This window comes from Roseibium porphyridii (assembly GCF_026191725.2).
In the GTDB taxonomy this organism is placed as follows: Bacteria; Pseudomonadota; Alphaproteobacteria; order Rhizobiales; family Stappiaceae; genus Roseibium; species Roseibium porphyridii.
On the sequence record NZ_CP120863.1, the window covers coordinates 4,953,649 to 4,972,101 of the forward strand.

Below are 18,453 nucleotides of genomic sequence, written 5' to 3' on the forward strand. Positions count from 1 at the left end.
CTTTCTCAGCGGCGCTGCGTCTCATCGCGCGCATCGCCAAACAAGAAAAGTCGCAGCGTTATTTCGCTGCGACCGAGACTTCTTCATTCTGGCCGCTTTCGGCGACTTTCTTTGCATCGGCAATCGACGCCATCAGCTGTTCGTTTGCCGTGTCCAGATCATCCTGAGCCGCGGATGCCCAAGTCTGGAACTGGTCTTTTGAGACCACACGAACGGCAATCGGCATGAAGGCGTGGTCCTTGCCGCAAAGCTCTGAACACTGCCCGTAGAAAACGCCCTCTTCACGAGCATGGAACCATGTCTCGTTCAAGCGGCCGGGGATCGCATCGATCTTGAGGCCCATGGACGGCATCGCGAAGGCATGGATCACATCTTCAGAGGTCACCTGCAGGCGAACAGTGGTGTCAACCGGAACGACCAGATCGTAGTCAACTGCGAGCAAGCGCGGAACTTCCGCAATCGAAACGCCGCGCGCATCAGCGACTTCCTGCCTTTCAGCAAGATCGGCTGCAGGATCTGAAGAATCGCCCACCATGAGGGAGTCGAAGTAAAGTTCGCCCATACCCTCGTCGGTGTATTCATAGCCCCAGTACCACTGATAACCGATCGCCTTGATGGTCATGTCGTACTCGGGAATATCCAACTGCTTGTAAAGCAGACGGAAGGAGGGAATGGCGATCACAACAAGGATCAGGATCGGGACAACCGTCCACGCGACCTCGATCATCGTGTTGTGCGACGTGCGCGAGGGAACAGGGTTCGCCTTGGCACTGAAACGCGACATGCAAACAATCAGCAGCGCCAGCACGAAAAGTGTAATGACGGTGATGATTATCAACGTGAAGCTGTTGAACCATGTGATGTCGTCCATCACTTCGGTGACAGACCGCTGAAATCCGAGCTGCCAGTTCGTCATGCCGGATTCGGCCGCCAGGGCCGCAGTGGACACTCCAGCAAATGTCGCCGCCATTCCGGCTATAGTCATGAGACGCTTGAAGATTGCCTTCACGTCCGCGCTCCCTTCCCTCAGCCGCTTCACGCGGCACATGCATCAATACCGGATACACACTCCGGCCCAATCCAGTGCGGCAGTAGCGGGCTTGGCGCAGCTTCGCAAGCCCCTATCTGCCGCATCCGGACACCCGACAGGATTATCTGATGGCCGGACTATAACCACAAACTGGTATTGAGGGCGATGGTTTCTACTGTGCAGAGCGGCGATGTGCCGCATCACCCCACCAACACCCTGCTGTCGCACAAAAACCACAAGAAACGCCGGGCTGCAACGGAATTTCCAACTTTTCACAGTCCCTGAAAGGCTTTGGCCATTTGACAAGGGTCAAGGACAGGCTGATTTTCGACAAAAAATGCAACTATCGCTGCCGATTGAAACCCCGCCGGACTAGAATCAAGCGCTATCATGCGGCAAGGTCGGCTCGGGATCATATTCATGATTCGCAGGCCAGCCGGTTTCCGGATGCGGGAGCGGCTCACGGATCATATAACGCTTGACTGGAGGTTTTCTTGTCAACCTTTTTGACGCAGTCCCTGGCTGCCCGCAAGACCGGACGCTCCAAACTGTCGATTGCCAAGTTTGCCGCCATTGCCGGAATTCTTTTCAGCGCCGTTTCACACGCAACGTTGCCCGCCGCGGCTCAAGGCGAGGTGCGCTCTGCGCATGGCGATTGGCAAATGCGCTGCGATACGCCTCCCGGCTCGACCGGAGAACAATGCGCCCTGATCCAGAATGTGACGGCAGCAGACCGCGAGAATGTCGGTCTTTCGGTGATAATCCTCAAAACCGCCGACAAACAGGCACGTATCCTGCGTGTCCTGGCGCCGCTTGGAGTGCTTTTGCCCTCAGGCCTCGGTCTGCGGGTCGACAATGCCGATATCGGGCGTGCGGGGTTTGTCCGCTGTCTGCCGAACGGCTGTATTGCTGAAGTCATTTTGGAAGAAGACCTGCTGACCAAACTGCAAGGGGGTGGACAGGCCACGTTCATCATTTTCCAGACACCGGAGGAAGGGATCGGTATCCCGATTTCGCTGAACGGTTTCTCAGCCGGGTTTGACGCTCTGCCCTAGGGCCGCCAAAAGCGAACAATCGTCTTAATTCACGACGACAAAAAGCGCCCTTCGGCGCTTTTTTCTATTCTGCCGGTTCGTCGTGTTCGTCAGAGACAGTTTTTCGCGGGGTGACCTTATGCAGACGGTCCATCCCGGCATACATGCCTTCCGTCAGCTGCATGGCCAGCCGTTCTTCATCCCGGTGCCGCACATCTTCCTCGATCTGATCAATCCGATCGAGAGGTGTTCCGAGCGCTTCCAGAGCCGCTCTGCCGAACACGACACTCGACTCGAAGGTTTCACGGATCTGAAAGTCGACGCCGCGTTTTGTAAGATCCAGAGCATGTGCACGGTCGGTCGCGCGACAGAAAATCAGGACTTCAGGGAAGTCTTTCCGAATAAGATCGATTGCCTTGCCCATCACCTTGTCGTTTTCAATGCACATGGCAATCAACGCGGCCTTGCCGGCGCCAGCAGCACTCAAGACGTCTGCACGTGTCGCATCTCCGTAATAGACTTTGTAGCCCTGCTTGCGGGCGTAATCGATACGGTCGGGCCGATTGTCGATCGCTGTAATCTCAAGACCTTCGGATGTTAGGATCTGAGCGGCAACCATCCCAAATCGGCCAAAACCGACAACGAGAACCGTCGGTGTGGCCTCCTCGAAGGTTTCAATTGACGGGTTTTCAACACCCTTCGCCTTGGCTCGGGCCGCAAGTTTGTCGAGACCTAGACAGGCAACTGGCGTGAGCAGCATCGTCAGGATCACGATGGCATTCAGAAGGTTTGCCGTTTGATAGTCCAGAAGGGCGTTGCTGACGGCAGCTGTGAAGAGAACGAAAGCAAATTCACCACCCTGGGGCAACGTCACAGCTATGCGCATTGCATCGGAGTTTGGTGATCCGGTGCCTCGGGACAGACCCCAGAGGAACAAGCCCTTGATGCCCATGACGAGTAGGACCCCAACGGCCAAGATGACCCAATTCTCCATGACAAGATAAACGTCGAGCGACATACCGACCGCCACGAAGAACAATCCCATCAGCAATGAACGGAACGGCTCAATATCAGCTTCCAGTGTGTGCCTGAAACTTGATTCGGCAAGAAGCACACCTGCCAGAAATGCACCGAGCGCCATAGACAGGCCAACGGTATGCATGATCCCCGCACTGCCCAGGGCAACCAGAAGCGCAGCCGTCAACATGACTTCGCGCGCGCGGCTGGCTGCGAGAAACAGGAATATCGGTGAGATCAGATACCGGCCGGTGAGAATAACCGCGGCCACGGCAGCCAGAACGAGAATGATCTCCCTGAATATCTGGGCTGCCGTCGATGGCCCCTCGCCCGGCGCCAATATGGCCACCATTGCCAAAAGAGGGACGATCGCAATGTCCTGCATGAGCAGGATGCCGAAAGCTCGTTGGCCATAGCTTGATGATAATTGTCCACGCTCCTGCAGGATTTGCAAAGCAAAGGCTGTTGAAGACAGCGCCAATCCAAATCCTGCGACAAGGGAAGTGGAGAACGAGACCCCCGAAATCAGACCAACGCCCAACAAGGTCAGGCCGGTGAGCATCACCTGGGCGGATCCGAGGCCGAAAATGTCGCGCTTCATTCGCCAGAGTTTTTGAGGGTCGAGTTCCAGGCCGATGACAAAGAGCAGCAAGACAACGCCGAGCTCGGCCACATGAAGAACGTCTTCTCCAGAACCCAGAAGTTGAAGTCCATGCGGCCCGATCGCTGCACCGGCGGCCAGGTAGCCAACCACCGAACCCAGTCCCAGCCGTTTTGCAATCGGAACGGCTACAACTGTCGCAGCCAGAAACACGATAGATTCAGCAAAAAACGGAGGTGCTGCCTCGCTGGCCATTCTTTCTCCTAAACCGGATTGCGGCGACCGGAATCAGTTAAACTGTGATGACAATTTTAACTGTAGCAAATTTGCAGGCTTTAACCTGTCTCAAAATGGCTGCAATACAGGTTATTGCTTCGCTTTTTCTGCCACAGAACGATGCGTCGACCTCAGCTTTCGACAAAGCGCTATTTCAATGCGCGCTGCGCCAGGAGCCCGGTAACGCGGCAGGCGCGGCAATTTCGCGGTCAGGGAGGCCATTTCAACAACGCAGAACCGCCTCCTCGCTTTCGAGAAAACCACTCAGTTTGCGTCGCCGACGTCAGATCAACTTGTGGTCCAAGAGAAAAGCCTCCAGCGCCCTACACGATGAATAATGGTGTCCGATGAGGCCGGCCTCTTCAGCCCCGGAAACGTTTTCCAACTTGTCGTCAACAAAGACGCAGCGGCCCGGTTCGTAGCCATATTTTTCACAAATGGCCCGGTAGATCCGCGGATCAGGCTTTCGCAGTCTGAATTCTGCAGAAACGTGGGCTTTGCTGCCGAAGATTTCGAACGCGTCGGGTGCACAAACGGGAAGCGCCGCTTTCAGCATCATTCCATTGTTCGTCAAAAGCGCGGTGTCGGCTTTGGCGGTGATCCGTTTTACCAACGAAAGCACATCCGGTCTCGGCCGCATCATCCGACGCCGGACATCGCACCAGGTGTCAAAGTCGATCGGATAACCGAGCAATTGGCCATATTGTGCCAAATAGGCTTCGGCGGTTCCCGGTTGACCAGCCTCTGCGGCTTCTTCGTGAGGTCCACCCCAGACCGCCGCATCGATTTCAGCAGCCGGCCTCCCGGTTAACTGCTCGAGTAAATCAAGCCGCGTTTGATGACGATAGTCATAGAGAACCTCATCCATGTCGAAGACAACGAATACGACGCCCGGCACCTTAAACCTCCGGGTCAGACTGCTGTTCCACCGACCGTCATTTCATTGATGCGCATAGATGGCTGGCCAACACCGACCGGTACGCCTTGCCCTTGCTTTCCGCAAGTGCCCATGCCCGGATCAAGTTTCATGTCATTGCCGATCATGGAAACGCGTGTCAGCGCGTCCGGGCCGTTGCCGATCAGCATTGCCCCTTTCAGAGGTGCGCCGACCTTGCCGTTTTCGACCCGGTAAGCCTCTGTACAGGAAAAGACGAATTTGCCTGACGTGATATCTACCTGACCACCGCCGAACGAGACTGCGTAGATACCATCCTTCACAGAACTCAGGATCTCTTCCGGGTCCTTGTCGCCAGCCATCATCACTGTGTTGGTCATACGCGGCATTGGAATATGGGCGTAAGACTGACGCCGGCCGTTGCCTGTGGGTTCCATTCCCATCAACCGTGCATTCTGACGGTCTTGCATGTAACCCTTCAAGATGCCGTCTTCGATCAGAACAGTACGGCTGGCAGGCGTTCCCTCGTCGTCCACGCTCAACGAACCGCGGCGGTCCGGTATGGTGCCGTCATCGACGATCGTGACACCGGGAGACGCAACCCTTTCGCCCATGAGCCCGGCAAACGCCGACGTTTTCTTTCGGTTGAAATCACCTTCCAAACCATGACCGACGGCCTCGTGGAGCAAAATACCCGGCCAACCCGGACCAAGCACGACATCGAGCGTGCCTGCCGGTGCCGGTACAGCCTCCAGGTTCACCAGGGCCTGGCGCAAGGCTTCGTCCACGCCACCCTGCCAGTTTTCCGTCGTGATAAACCGGTCGAAACCTTCGCGGCCGCCGCATCCAAACGAGCCGCTTTCCTGTCGGTCGTCATTTCCCGCGACAACGGATATGCTCAAACGCACCATCGGGCGGACATCGCGGACAAGATGACCATCGGCCCGCAGGATCTCAACAACCTGCCAGGACCCGGCAAGCGATGCTGTCACCTGGCGCACGCGCGGGTCCACGGATCGCGCGTATGCGTCTATTTCCTGCAGCAGCTTGACCTTGTCTTCAAAGCTCGGGCCACCAAGCGGGTTGGCGTCAGAATAAAGCGACACATTTGTTCTTGCTGGCGCCGCAGCATAGCTGCCTGAATACCCCTTTTTGACGGCACTTACCGCGTCGACCGCACGTTTTAACGCGCCTTCGGATATGTCTCCAGCATGGGCATATCCCGCCGCTTCTCCGGCAACAGCTCTGAGGCCGAACCCCTGAGCCGTATCATAATTGGCTCCCTTGAGGCGGCCGTTGTCGAACACCAGCCCTTCCGTCTGCCGGTATTCCACAAACAGCTCACCGTCATCCGCCCCGTCCAAGGCGTCCTTGGTGAGGCGTTTTGCTGTTTCCAGCCCAAGACCTGACGATTCAATGAGATCTGCCGTGGAAATGGTCATTGTTGTTTCCTGCATAGTCGTTTGAGGACGTTGCCTTTCCGGCGGCATTCCCACCGTCATGCAAGGCGTTACCCCCAACATAGGGTTTTTGACACGCAATTCACCCTGAATTCCTCGAAATCCACTTGCGAGATTTTAAACTTGAATATAATACTCACCTTTAAGGATCCTTCGCATCCTCAGTCAGCCTGACCGCTTCAGAAACGGCCTCGCCAGCTCTCTCTCAAAATTTCATCATTCAAATTCGCGCTTGTCGCGAATAGGAAGACGTTTGCGCATGCCCAAGCGACCCAAGGATCTCATCGGTGAGACCTACAGTTCTTTTCATGATCTAGCTGCCAAGCGTGGCGACGGACTGCATCCACTCATTCTTCAAGCGCTCAGCAAATCGGGAAATGTCGCGGGCCCTCCCCGTCCCTCCGAACAAACCGACGACATGGTGGTGTCCGTTGACTTCAGACTGTCCAGGTCATCGGCCTTGAAAAACGGCAAGGCAGCCTCATGAAATCAGTGCTCATCGCGATGCATCTGGTTGCCTGTGAGCCAGAGCTGCTTATTTGTCAGGACGTTTCGGTGGAAGCAAAACGCTGGCAGGACATGGAAACCTGTCAGAACGATCGTGGCCACGAAATGCAAAAAGCACAGGAAATATTGCCGGAATGGGCTGTGGTTATGTCCCGCTGCCGATATCTCATTGGACGAGACCGTCGTACCACGCCGATGTTCTGATGCCGTCAAAGCGAACAAAGCCGTGACTTGCCCTTGGTGGTCGATCTACCGTACAAGTCTTCCGGCACACTTGACCTTGCAACACAGCAGCAGACGCAATGATGAACCGTTACGAAAATCCGCGCATTCCAAGCGAGGCCCGCGTCCGATACCTGGATGGCGACTACCAAGTGGAAACACCCGGCACATTCGTGCGATGCGCTGTGACCGGTACGGCAATTCCGCTTGATGAGTTGAAATACTGGTCCGTAGACCGGCAGGAAGCCTATGTAGATGCCAAAGCTTCCATGAAACGGTATCTGGAAACGCGCTAGACGCGCAGACCTCGCTCAGGTCTTGAAGCTCCGCTGTCGCAATTTTTCACGGATCAGGTTCATCAACCGGTCCTCGTCGTCGATGTCCATGCGCACATCCACGACGATTGCGGTCGATGCGATCCAGTGAAAGAGCTCCCCTTCAGTCGTCTCCAGTCTCGCCATGTCTTTGGACGTGGTAACGAGCTGTAGTCCTTCCTCTTCGGCTTCAGTCAGCAAAGTTCTGACATCCGCCTGGCTATAGAGGTGGTGGTCTGCAAAGGCCCGCGCTTTCTTCACCTGGTAACCGAGGCCTTTCAACGCATCGAAAAACTTTTGCGGTCGGCCTATCCCGGCAAAAGCAAAGAGCTTCTGACCTTCAAGTGCCTTGTCCTTTTGAGCGCGAATATGCGCGTGCAGAATCGGCAAGCCTTTGCGACCTGCCAGATGAATGGCGGTTTCCGCTTCGTTTCCGTCCCCTACCAGAACAAGGCAATCGGCTTTCAGGATCTGCCTGTCCGCCGGGGCCCTCAAGGGACCTGCGGGCAGACAACGGCCGTTCCCGAAGCCAACGGTGCAATCCACCAGTATCAGGCTCAAATCCTTTTTGAGTGCAGGGTTCTGAAACCCGTCGTCCATCAGAAGAACATCGATTGACTGCTCTTCGGCCAGCCTTGCTCCTTGCGGACGGATTGCCGAAACGACCGTCGGACCGTGACGGGCAAGGAGCAGAGCTTCGTCGCCAACCTCTGCAGCATCATGCAGATCAGGATCTACCAAAACTGGCCCTTTTGTGCTGCCGCCATACCCACGCAACAGAAAGCCGGGCATATAGCCTTCCTCGCGCAGCCGAAAAGCCAACTCGATTGCGAAAGGTGTTTTCCCGGTACCACCGACTAAGAAATTACCGATACAAATGACGGGCAGTCGGCTCTCCGCTTTCGGTTTGGCCAACATGCGCCTACCCGCAACAAGACCGTAAATCCAGCCAAAAGGCGCCAGAAGAGCGCCGGCAACAGAGAACCCTTGTTGCCACCAGAAGTCGGGCGCCTTGCTCACGCCGCACCTCCCGCTGCGTCCGTCGATTTCAAGTAGGGTTTTAACGATGCAAGCGTTTTGTCCAGAGCGCCCCGACCTGCCTCGACGAGTTCGCGTGCCCTTGTTGCCTGACGTTTGGCAGCTTCCGGATCTTTGAACAGAGCTTCGACACTTGCGCTCAAATTGTCTGGTGAAGACACTCTCAATGCCGCCTCATGTTTCCAGAAGTCTTTGTAGACAGCTCTCGCGTTGGAGACCCTTGGGCCGGTCACGAGAGCCGATCCACACAATGCAGCCTCAACCGGATTGTGCCCGCCCGCTTCAGTGTAGGAACCACCGAGAAATGTGACCGGGGCCAGTCGATAGAAAAGTCCCATCTCGCCGAGTGTATCGCCAAGATAGACTTGTGTTTCGGGCAAAATTTCTTCACCGGAGCTGCGGCGGGAAAAGGTCAGGCCCCTAACCTGCAACATTTCGCAGATCTGATCAGCTCGTTTAGGGTGCCTTGGGACAAGGATGAGAAGCAGATCGGAATTCGCGCGTCGAAGTTCATCAAATGCGTCCAATGCGTAATCATCTTCGCCGGGGTGGGTTAGCGCTGCCAGCCAGATCGGCCGTTGACCTGCTTGACCCTTCAATGTCCTGAAGGCGCTCTCATCAAGCGCTGGCTCTTCTGCATCGAATTTAAGATTGCCCGGCATCTCGACCTTACGGCAACCCAAATGCCGAAACCTTTCGGCGTCTGCCTCGCTCTGTGCCAAAACAAAGTCCAGGCACTGAAACAGATACCGGGCTACGCCGCGCAAAATCGACCAGTTCCGATGTGATTTGTCGGACAGACGACCATTCACGAGCAAAAAGGGAATGGGCCGGCGGCGCATTTCATCGAAAAGGCAGGGCCAGATCTCAGATTCAACCACCATGGCAAGGTCAGGTCGCCACTTGTCCAGAAAGCTTGCAATCGGCGCCGGTGCGTCGAAAGGCATGAATTGATGGTTCGCCCCGGCCGGCAAGCGCTTTTGTGCCAGTTCCGCAGCCGTAACCGTCACCGTGGTCAGCAAAACCTTGTTGCCGTCGCTGATCAAGGCATCGACCAAAGGCAGCACCGAGACGGTCTCGCCCACACTCGCAGCGTGAATCCAGACCAGTTTACCTTCTGGGCGGACGACATCCGCCTTGCCGAACCGTTCGCTCTTTCTCTCGGGGATTTCCTTTCCAGACCGACTGCGCAGCCAGAAAAGAAAGTGGAACAAGGGGGTCAGGGCTACCGCAAGAGCCCGATAGGCTGTCACAAGAACGGGACGCGGATCAGCCATCGGCCCTTCCGACAATCTCATAGGCACGTGTCGTCGCCTTGTTCAGTCCGTCCTCAACCTGTTGTCTGTAGGCTTCGAGCGCATCGTCCTCGATTTCCGAAGGCACCCAGATCAGCTCGCTGGTTGCAATTGCGCCTCGCCCGAAAGGCAGGTTCACGCTGGCCTTGTCCCAACTGTTCAGTTCGATACTGCGACTGGTGGCAACCGCCACAGGCAGGATCGGCCTGCCCGAGTGTTTCGCCAGTTGAACGATGCCGACACCGGATTGGCGCGCAGGTCCCTTTGGCACGTCAGCAGTCATGGCTATGCTGAACCCGTCTTTCAAAGCCCGCAGAGCTTCGATAAATCCGCGCATGCCTCCGCGCTTCTTGATTTGGCGCGCGTTTCGGCCGCCCGATGCCCTGATAAGACCAAGACCGAGTTTTCGAGCAGCGATCGCATTCACTTCGCCGTCTGCGGATCTTGAAATCATGACCTTCGCCGGCCAGCTGGAAGGCTTGGCAAACGGCACCATGAAATGTTGACCGTGCCACATGGCAACGATCACCGGCAGATCAGCTTCCGTTTCCTCATGAACGCCTTTCGGCTCAATCGTGAACCGGTTGGTGTGATAGACCAGCTTGAGATAACCGGCGAGCACAGAACCGACTGCAGAGAGAACCCAAGGTTGACGGCCGAGGCGTTTGATCATTTTTCTTGTCGCCTAAGAACGACCAATCAGGCCGTTGTGTCCGGGTCCAGCAAGCGATGCAGGTGGACCACAAAATAGCGCATGTGCGCATTGTCGACCGTTGCCTGCGCCTTGGCCTTCCAGGCCTTGGAGGCTTCAGCATAGTTCGGGTAAATGCCGACGATATCCAATTCATCCAAATCCCGGAAGGTCAGTCCCTCAGGCGACTCCAGCTCACCGCCGAACACCAGATGCAGCAGCTGTTTGGGGCTGTCGGTCTCGCTCATGGATATCCTCACTGTTTGTCGATGCAATCCGCTCAGGATCTGATCATTTCACCAAGAACCGCGCGAACCGGTTCGATCAGCGCTTCCGGTGCAGCAATCAATCCCGGATGTCCGGTCTTGGTCCGGTTGTAAACAAGGTTCCGGCCGGAAAGGTCGGTCAGCCTGCCGCCCGCTTCCTGCACCAAAAGATCAGCTGCTGCAAGGTCCCAATCGCTTGGCCCGCCCCGTGCGGCGCCGACATCGACGCGTCCAGCTGCCACAATCGCCAGGCGATAGGCCAGCGAGCGCAGGATTTCCGTACCGCTAAATCCAGCCGCCATCACATCTTTGTTGGCAACAATCGAATGTGGCCCGGACAAGGTTGCCCCTTCAACACTCTGCTTCGGAGAAACGTAAACTTTTTCTCCATTCAAAGTGGTTCCGCCTCCGGCACGCGCGGCAAACAATTCGTTTCGACGCGGACAAAAGACGACGCCAGCGGTCGGGCGACCCTGTTCGACAACCGCCAGAGAGACCGTCCACTCGTCTCCACCTGCCAGAAATGCTCTTGTTCCGTCTATCGGATCGACTATGAAAGTCCGCTCGCAACCCAGACGGCTTTTGTCGTCTGCCGTTTCTTCCGAAAGCCAGCCATAGTCAGGCCGTGCTCCGCGCAATTCCTCGGCAAGCAATCGGTCAACTGCCAGATCCGCCTCAGAGACTGGAGAGCGGTTGTTCCCTTTGAACCAGGTTTCAGGGTCGCACCCGAAATAACTGAGCGCCAATTCTCCAGCCTTATGCGCCGCGTCTTCAAGAAGTCGCAGATCAAGGTCGAGCCAGGAGTGATTATTGCCCGTGTCAGCTTCCAGCAAGTGCCATCCCTTCGATCATGACAGACGGGGCGGCACTCGAATACCGGTTGTCCAGATCGCTGCCAGGCACAAGGCGTTTGAACATGTCGTTCAGGTTTCCTGCGATGGTGATTTCACTGACAGGTTCGACAATTTTTCCGTTCTCAAACCAGAAACCGGCAGCACCGCGGGAATAGTCTCCGGTCACTCCGTTGACGCCATGGCCAATCAGGTCGGTGACAAGCAGGCCTTCGCCGGCGTCCGTCATCAGCTCTTCCAACGATTTTTCGCCCGGCATCAGCGTGATATTGGTCGGACCGGGAGATGTACCACTGCCGCCCCGGTGAGCGCGGCCGTTGGGTTTCAGATCCAGTTCACGTGCAGAGGCGCCATCAAGGAACCAGTGTTGCAACACTCCGTCACTGACCATTTCAAGCACATCAGCGCGTGTACCTTCTCCATCGAAAGGCCTTGTCGCTGCACCTCGGCGCTTGAAGGGATCATCGACGACACGAATGCCCGGCGCGAACACCGCTTCACCCATTCGGTCTTTCAGGAAACTCGTTTTGCGCGCAATCGCAGCCCCGTTGATTGCACCAACCAGGTGCCCGAGGATGCTGCGCGCTGCGCGAGACTCATAAATGACATTTGCGGTTCGGGTCGAAAGCTTTTGCGGATTCAGCCTGCGTACCGCGCGTTCACCGGCACGCAGTCCAACCTCTTTTGGACGGTCCAGATCCGCGAAGAAAGTCCTGCTGTCGAAATCATAGTCCCGTTCCATGCCGGTGCCTTCGCCTGCGACTGCTGTCATAGACATGCCGTATCGCGAAGATATATAAGACCCTTCGAAACCATGGCTTGTTGCAAGCACTATTCCTGCAAGTCGCCAAGACGCTGAAGCCCCGCCGGACTTGCTGACGCCGTCCACATCGAGACCTGCTGCCTCCGCTTCAAGCGCAATGTCCGTCAGTTCGTCGGCCGTCAGTTCCTTGTCGTCCAACAACTCCAGTACCGGGAATTCCTTCACCAGCAGCTCCGGGTCCGCAAGTCCGGCAAAGGGGTCTTCCGGCGCGACCTTGGCCATCGAAACTGCGCGTTCGGCAAGACTGGCCGGATCGTCAAGACGGTTTGCTGAAACGGCTGCGGTACGTTTGCCGACAAAGACCCGCAATGTGACGTCGTCACCCTCGGCACGTTCGGTTTCTTCAACCTTGCCTTCGCGCACGTCAACCGAGAGCGATACTCCGGTGACTGCGACAGCGTCGCAGGCATCGGCTCCTGCTTGCCGCGCAGCTTCCACTAGCCGTGCTGCGCGAGACTGCAATTCACTTTGATCGATCAGTTCCGACATTTGATCCGCTCTTGTGCCATCAGGTCTGGCTGTTGTTTACGCTTCGCACCGTTCAGCTGCAACAGCCAGCTTGAGATGCCAACAATCTGTTTCATTCCGAACCAGAAACGCCGGGAGGCATTCACTCCGGCGCAACACTGCGATGCTGTAAAGGCGTGACAGGTTCGACACCTCCTATGTGTGCCGCTTCTGGGGCAGATCAATGGAAGTCCGCAGAAACACTAGGCGTTTTGAGCACCACTCGCACTCTCGCTAAAGTAGTATCAACACCTTCCCGACACAGGTCTGAATCAGGTCTTACCGTGCCACTTACAAACCAGTAACCCTCTTTAAAAACAGACTTTTTTAACTCTGTCTCTTAAGCGCTTTACGACCTTTCCCCCTTAGATTGAAAGACATCGAGAGACCAAAAGGTCCGGTGGAGAGTTACTTGAGACGTCAAACAGAAAAACAGGAAACGGCAGCAATCGGGACAGCGGCAGAAACAATGCCGCATCCCGATTGTCTTCCGGTACGCTTTCAGCAACGACTGGAATCGCGTCCGGGAACACCTTCTCTTCCCGCGGACATTGTTCTTGATCGCGAAAGAGCAATCATCAAGCGCCGTGTTGCAGGTGTTCCGGTCAACCTCGTCGTGCCGACGGAAGCATTCGATGGTGTGATGGTCCGGATAATTCCAGGCGACGTGCCAGGCGAAATCCAGGCTGCCCTGATCCTCAAACATCACGATAGCGCCCTATCCATCACGCTTGCGGAGACTGAAAACTCCGATGACCTCGCGATCCTCTGGAGCCGGTGGGCACAGGTTTTCAATCTGCCGATGCTTGTATGCGATCTGGGCGGCAAGGTGAAACCGATCGACGCATTTCGTGCCGTTCCCGCAGCGCAACCGGCCCCTCGCCGTCAATTGCGGATGCTGACCGGCCGAAGACCAAGGTTCTTGAACAAGAGAGTGGTTGGAAGACCGGCTGCAACCTCAGTCTGCCATGGCAGTGAACGCGAGATCATTGCCCGCACCTAGGCATGGGTTTCGAAAGATCGGGACAGGCACCAAATGGCTCCGCAAGGCGGAGCCTTTGTTCATTTATAGCCAGGTAACGAAGGCATCTATGACAAACCCCGTAAACAGGATCCAGCCATAGGTTCCATTGGAACGAAACAAGCGGAGACACTGATCACCATCGTCAATATCCAGCGCGACGATCTGCCAGCCGAGGTGAATGACGCCTGCGAGAATTCCGATAAAGGCGGCTGGCCCCGCATCGGCCAAGACAGCTGCGGTCGCAAAAAGCAGCGTGGCCAGAGCATACAGAACAATCAATGCAGGTTTGGTTCGCGTTCCGAACAGGCGTGCGGTGGATTTCACGCCGACCAGAGCATCGTCTTCCTTGTCCTGATGCGCATAGATCGTGTCATAGCCGATTGTCCAGCAAATGCCGCCCGCGTATAGGAACATCGGCGCCCATGAGAGCGAACCGAATTCAGCGGCCCACCCCATGAATGCGCCCCAGGAAAATGCGAGACCCAGAAAAAGCTGCGGCCAATTGGTAAACCGCTTCATGAAGGGATAAATCGCGACCGGCAGCAATGACACGATCCCGAGCAAAATCGAAAACGTGTTGAACTGAAGCAACACGATCAGGCCAACCATAGCCTGAAGGAAAAGGAACACCTTCGCTTGAAGTCTTGAGACCTGCCCGGCTGGAATTGGCCGTGAACGGGTCCGCTCCACCTGTGCATCGATATCAACATCAACCAGATCGTTGTAGGTGCAGCCCGCACCACGCATTGCCACCGCTCCGATGAAGAAGAGAGCAAGGTGCCACAGGTTCGGCCAGCCCTGACCGGCAGCAATTGCCGCAAGCGCGGCAGACCACCAACAGGGCCACAGCAGCAACCACCAACCGATCGGCCGTTCCCAACGTGCGAGCCGTGCGAATGGACGCAAGGACGACGGCAGGCTTGTGTCGACCCAGTGCTTTTTCACCGCATCCGCGACAGGCCCCGTATCCTTGGTGGAAAAAATCATGACACTTCACACTCGGTTTGCATTGACCGGTTGCCCAACGCGAATTTCGAACAAAGTTGGATCACCCCCGGCATTTCTACCGATTATTTGGATGAAATTCATCCTGCAAGGGGTCATAGTGACACTGTCTTGGTGTGGGTTTGTTGAAAAACGGCGAAATTGCTCGGTTCGTGAAAGATATTCGGTGGCCGATTCGCCGTAACCAAGGAGTGCAGTGTGTATTTTTCTCCAAAATTTGCAGTCAGTGTTTTCTTATCCTTAGCTATCGGCCTCAGCACCCTCCCGACCAGCTCTTTTGCTCAAAAGCCACCGCCCCCACCCAAGCACGAGGATGGCAAACCACCTCCACGTCCAGGTGACGACCGGCCACCAAAACGCGGAGGCAAGGAAGTCAACGAAAGCAAGATCGATTCCGGTGGTTCTCGACAAGTGCTCGGTGAAGTCTGGGTCGACAACTGGTTCAAGCTTTACATCAATGGCAAACCGCTTCTGGAAGACAGCGTCTCGATCAGAACCGAGCGTTCGTTCAATGCCGAGCGTTTTGAATTCGGCTCAGACTTCCCGATGACGATTGCCTTCGAGTTTCGCGATTTCATGGAGAACGAAACCGGACTTGAATATATCGGTTCCCGGCGCCAGCAATTGGGCGACGGAGGCGCTATCGCACAATTCAAGGACGTTGCCAGCGGAAAACTGATTGGCGCTACCGGAGGCGACTGGCGATGCCTGACGGTACAAGCCGCGCCTGCAGACGCGTCCTGTGCACGCGAACGCAATCCCGATGTGTCTCAGGCGGTCTGCGCGCAGACCCGCGTCGAGGTTCCAGGGAACTGGACAGACCCAGGGTTTGACGACAGCAACTGGCCGAAGGCGAGTGTCTATAGCGCCCGCGATGTTGGGCCCAAGGACGGCTACAACCAGATCCAGTGGGACAGTTCTGCGAAGCTTATCTGGGGCAAGGACCTGAAGAAGGACAATATTGTCTACTGCCGCGCATCATTTGGCGGCTGACGCTCATACGACTGGCCCAGGCGCGCACTGTGCCTGGGTTGTCTTCCAGCACTGAAAAACCGGCATCCGCCAGATCGGGGCAAAGCGGTCCGATTGCAGGCTTCAACCGTGCATGCTAGACCCCGCTCAATGATGGCGATCAGCCCTTCAGGCAAGTCGTCTTTCCAGCGTTACCTACTCTCAGAGACCTGCAATTCATGAAACTCCTTCTGATCGGATCCGGCGGCCGCGAACATGCACTTGCATGGGCACTGGCAAAGTCTCCCAGATTGACAAAACTCTACGCGGCTCCCGGCAATGCGGGTATCGCAGATGTTGCGGAGTTGACCGATCTGAATGTTTCCGACCACCAGGCGGTTGTCACGTTTTGCAAAACCCACGACATCGACCTGGTCGTTGTCGGGCCGGAGGCTCCTCTGGTCGCCGGACTTGTGGATGACCTCGACACTGCCGGCATAAAGGCGTTTGGGCCGAGAATGGCCGCAGCCCAACTTGAAGGCTCCAAAGCCTTTACAAAGGGCGTTTGCGACGAAGCCAATATTCCGACAGCAGGGTATGGCCGTTTCGAAGACGCAACGGGTGCACTGGCCTATGTCCGGCAGCAAGGCGCACCGATTGTCGTCAAGGCTGACGGGCTGGCGGCTGGCAAGGGCGTGGTTGTGGCCATGACGCTGGACGAAGCTGAGGACGCCGTGAAGGCCTGTTTTGACGGGTCATTCGGTGATGCGGGTGCGGAAGTCGTAATCGAAGAATTTCTGGACGGAGAAGAAGCCAGTTTCTTTGTTCTTTCCGATGGAACCGACGCCTTGCCTCTGGCGACGGCGCAAGATCACAAGCGTGCTTTTGATGGCGACGAAGGCCCAAACACTGGTGGCATGGGCGCTTACTCACCCGCACCAGTTCTGACCGACGAGATTGTTGCGGACGTGATGGAGCGGATCATCAAGCCGACAATCACGACGCTTGCCGGACGCGGCACACCGTTCAAGGGCGTTCTCTATGCGGGATTGATGATTACAAGCGACGGACCAAAGCTGATTGAATACAATACGCGCTTTGGCGATCCGGAGTGCCAGGTCCTGTTGATGCGTCTGAGAAGCGATCTTTTGGACCTATTGGAGGCGAGCGCTGACGGGACACTCGGCAAGACCAGTGCGGATTGGCACGACAGCGTTGCCCTGACCGTGGTGATGGCAGCAAAGGGTTATCCGGGGTCCTATGCAAAAGGCACCGAAATTCGTGGACTTGACCAACTCGGAAGTGAGAAGCTTCAGGTCTTTCATGCCGGAACGCAGTTGAAGAACGGAACGCTTTGCTCAAATGGTGGCCGGGTGCTGAATGTGACTGCACTTGGCGACGATGTCCGCGAAGCACAACAAAATGCCTATGAAGCCGTCAACCAGATCGATTGGCCGGACGGATTTTGCCGAACCGATATCGGCTGGCGAGCAATCGACCGCGAAACCAGTTCATGAGTTGCAGTGCCGTCAGTTTATTGGACTTGGCAGGCACTCCCCACCTCCGCTAGCTTAAACCGGCAGGCGGAGGACTCATTTTGGCTAACGAATTTCCTGACCTGTTTCCAGGTTTCAAGAGTGAAACTGTGGAAACGGAAGAAGCACAGTTGTTCTGCCGTGTTGGCGGATCCGGCCCTCCTTTGGTGCTTTTGCACGGTTATCCGCAATCACATACCTGTTGGCACAAGGTTGCACCTCTTCTTGCTGAGCGATTTACGCTCGTGCTTCCCGATTTGCCGGGGTATGGCAGTTCGTCCATTCCGGCCCTAAGCCAGGACCATCACGCTTATTCAAAACGGACTATGGCCAATAGCATCGTAGAATTGATGCGTCTGCTCGGTTTCGATAAATTCCATCTTGCAGGACACGACCGTGGTGGTCGCGTTGCCTACCGCCTGGCGCTGGACCATCCGCACGCTGTCAGCCGCGTGGCCGTGCTCGATATTTTGCCAACCTTCGACTACTGGGAAAAACTTGACCGGCAATTTGGGCTCAAGGTCTACCATTGGATGTTCCTGGCCCAACCAGCCCCTTTCCCCGAAAAGCTGATTGCTGCGTCTCCAGTCCGCTTTCTGGAACACACACTCGCCAGTTGGACTGGCAACAAGAGCCTTGATTGCTTTTCCGAAGAAGCATTAGACGACAATCGAGCCTGGTTCCGAGATCCGGATCGCATTTCGGCAACCTGCGAGGACTACCGGGCCGGTGCCACGATCGATTTCGAGCACGACAGTCTTGACCACCAGGCTGGCAACCAGATCCTGATCCCTTTGCTTGCGCTTTGGGGCGAAAAGGGCATTGCCACCAGTGTCGAGAGCCCGCTCGACGTCTGGAGATCCTGGTGCCCGCATGCAGAGGGCCAGCCAGTTCCCGGTGGTCACTTTCTCCCAGAAGAAGCCTGGCAAGAAACCGCAGACGCATTGCGGAAATTCTTTGCAGACTGAGCAAAAACCAGCCTGACCTTCATTACTACTTTAGATTGCCGCCTGATTTTTTCATTTCAAGATAGTTTTCGGGTAAATTTTTCCGATTGAGAACCATTTGCTCTTAACACTATTTAACAAATGCATTCAAAACAATTTAACCA

At 56.0% G+C, this 18,453-nt stretch carries 19 protein-coding genes; 8 read left to right on the forward strand and 11 right to left on the reverse strand.

The window, feature by feature from the left end:
- Positions 1–58: 58 nt before the first annotated feature.
- A complete protein-coding gene (coxB, locus tag K1718_RS22780; RefSeq protein ID WP_371419547.1) occupies positions 59–1,009 on the reverse strand; it encodes a cytochrome c oxidase subunit II in 951 nt (316 codons plus the stop codon).
- 515 nt (positions 1,010–1,524) lie between these two features.
- On the opposite strand from coxB, the gene K1718_RS22785 reads away from it, so the two are divergent.
- Complete coding sequence (locus tag K1718_RS22785) at positions 1,525–2,085, forward strand: invasion associated locus B family protein (RefSeq protein ID WP_418068050.1); 561 nt, start codon at positions 1,525–1,527, stop codon at positions 2,083–2,085.
- Positions 2,086–2,149: 64 nt separating this feature from the next.
- Here K1718_RS22785 and K1718_RS22790 read toward each other — a convergent pair whose 3' ends face one another.
- From K1718_RS22790 to tldD, 3 genes are all read right to left on the reverse strand, one after another.
- Positions 2,150–3,937 (reverse strand): monovalent cation:proton antiporter-2 (CPA2) family protein, encoded by a 1,788-nt coding sequence (locus K1718_RS22790; RefSeq protein ID WP_152503123.1) that lies wholly within the window; start codon positions 3,935–3,937, stop codon positions 2,150–2,152.
- 304 nt (positions 3,938–4,241) lie between these two features.
- Positions 4,242–4,856 carry an HAD-IA family hydrolase gene (locus K1718_RS22795; protein ID WP_265680736.1) on the reverse strand — a complete coding sequence of 205 codons (615 nt, stop codon included), beginning with the start codon at positions 4,854–4,856 and terminating at the stop codon, positions 4,242–4,244.
- A gap of 14 nt (positions 4,857–4,870) precedes the next feature.
- Positions 4,871–6,295: a metalloprotease TldD gene (tldD, locus tag K1718_RS22800; protein WP_152503125.1), complete on the reverse strand. Its 1,425-nt coding sequence runs from the start codon at positions 6,293–6,295 to the stop codon at positions 4,871–4,873.
- 277 nt (positions 6,296–6,572) lie between these two features.
- On the opposite strand from tldD, the gene K1718_RS22805 reads away from it, so the two are divergent.
- The 3 genes from K1718_RS22805 to K1718_RS22815 all read left to right on the forward strand — a co-directional run bounded on the left by K1718_RS22805 (position 6,573) and on the right by K1718_RS22815 (position 7,338).
- Complete coding sequence (locus tag K1718_RS22805) at positions 6,573–6,800, forward strand: hypothetical protein (protein WP_265680735.1); 228 nt, start codon at positions 6,573–6,575, stop codon at positions 6,798–6,800.
- Complete coding sequence (locus K1718_RS22810) at positions 6,797–7,024, forward strand: hypothetical protein (RefSeq protein ID WP_152503127.1); 228 nt, start codon at positions 6,797–6,799, stop codon at positions 7,022–7,024. The genes K1718_RS22805 and K1718_RS22810 overlap by 4 nt, the downstream gene beginning before the upstream one ends.
- 98 nt (positions 7,025–7,122) lie before the next feature.
- Positions 7,123–7,338, forward strand: coding sequence for a DUF2093 domain-containing protein (locus K1718_RS22815; protein WP_152503128.1), 216 nt, complete (start codon positions 7,123–7,125; stop codon positions 7,336–7,338).
- A 15-nt stretch (positions 7,339–7,353) separates the two neighbouring features.
- On the opposite strand, the gene lpxK is transcribed toward K1718_RS22815, so the two are convergent.
- The 6 genes from lpxK to K1718_RS22845 are packed head-to-tail and all read right to left on the reverse strand — an operon-like array spanning position 7,354 to position 12,809.
- Entirely contained in the window at positions 7,354–8,376 is a 1,023-nt protein-coding gene (gene lpxK / locus K1718_RS22820) for a tetraacyldisaccharide 4'-kinase (protein ID WP_265680734.1), read from the reverse strand.
- Complete coding sequence (locus K1718_RS22825) at positions 8,373–9,671, reverse strand: 3-deoxy-D-manno-octulosonic acid transferase (protein ID WP_265680733.1); 1,299 nt, start codon at positions 9,669–9,671, stop codon at positions 8,373–8,375. Before K1718_RS22825 ends, lpxK begins: the two co-directional genes overlap by 4 nt.
- Positions 9,664–10,362 carry a lysophospholipid acyltransferase family protein gene (locus K1718_RS22830; RefSeq protein WP_152503131.1) on the reverse strand — a complete coding sequence of 233 codons (699 nt, stop codon included), beginning with the start codon at positions 10,360–10,362 and terminating at the stop codon, positions 9,664–9,666. The genes K1718_RS22825 and K1718_RS22830 overlap by 8 nt, the downstream gene beginning before the upstream one ends.
- Before the next feature lie 26 nt (positions 10,363–10,388).
- Complete coding sequence (locus K1718_RS22835) at positions 10,389–10,628, reverse strand: DUF4170 domain-containing protein (RefSeq protein WP_152503132.1); 240 nt, start codon at positions 10,626–10,628, stop codon at positions 10,389–10,391.
- 32 nt (positions 10,629–10,660) lie between these two features.
- Positions 10,661–11,479: a 3'(2'),5'-bisphosphate nucleotidase CysQ gene (locus K1718_RS22840; protein ID WP_265680732.1), complete on the reverse strand. Its 819-nt coding sequence runs from the start codon at positions 11,477–11,479 to the stop codon at positions 10,661–10,663.
- The gene (locus K1718_RS22845) at positions 11,466–12,809 is read right to left on the reverse strand and encodes a TldD/PmbA family protein (RefSeq protein WP_152503133.1); all 1,344 of its coding nucleotides are present in this window, start codon (positions 12,807–12,809) and stop codon (positions 11,466–11,468) included. Before K1718_RS22845 ends, K1718_RS22840 begins: the two co-directional genes overlap by 14 nt.
- A 430-nt stretch (positions 12,810–13,239) precedes the next feature.
- Between K1718_RS22845 and K1718_RS22850 the strand changes: the two genes are divergently transcribed.
- Positions 13,240–13,830: a DUF6101 family protein gene (locus tag K1718_RS22850; protein ID WP_265680731.1), complete on the forward strand. Its 591-nt coding sequence runs from the start codon at positions 13,240–13,242 to the stop codon at positions 13,828–13,830.
- A 63-nt stretch (positions 13,831–13,893) separates the two neighbouring features.
- Here the strand turns inward: K1718_RS22850 and ubiA are convergent, their stop codons facing one another.
- Positions 13,894–14,838, reverse strand: a complete 945-nt coding sequence (gene ubiA / locus K1718_RS22855) for a 4-hydroxybenzoate octaprenyltransferase (RefSeq protein ID WP_265680730.1) — start codon at positions 14,836–14,838, stop codon at positions 13,894–13,896.
- A gap of 216 nt (positions 14,839–15,054) precedes the next feature.
- On the opposite strand from ubiA, the gene K1718_RS22860 reads away from it, so the two are divergent.
- From K1718_RS22860 to K1718_RS22870, 3 genes are all read left to right on the forward strand, one after another.
- The gene (locus K1718_RS22860) at positions 15,055–15,849 is read left to right on the forward strand and encodes a PEBP family protein (RefSeq protein ID WP_265680729.1); all 795 of its coding nucleotides are present in this window, start codon (positions 15,055–15,057) and stop codon (positions 15,847–15,849) included.
- A gap of 197 nt (positions 15,850–16,046) precedes the next feature.
- Entirely contained in the window at positions 16,047–17,324 is a 1,278-nt protein-coding gene (gene purD, locus K1718_RS22865) for a phosphoribosylamine--glycine ligase (RefSeq protein ID WP_265680728.1), read from the forward strand.
- 80 nt (positions 17,325–17,404) lie between these two features.
- Positions 17,405–18,310, forward strand: coding sequence for an alpha/beta fold hydrolase (locus K1718_RS22870; protein ID WP_265680727.1), 906 nt, complete (start codon positions 17,405–17,407; stop codon positions 18,308–18,310).
- Positions 18,311–18,453: the final 143 nt, after the last annotated feature.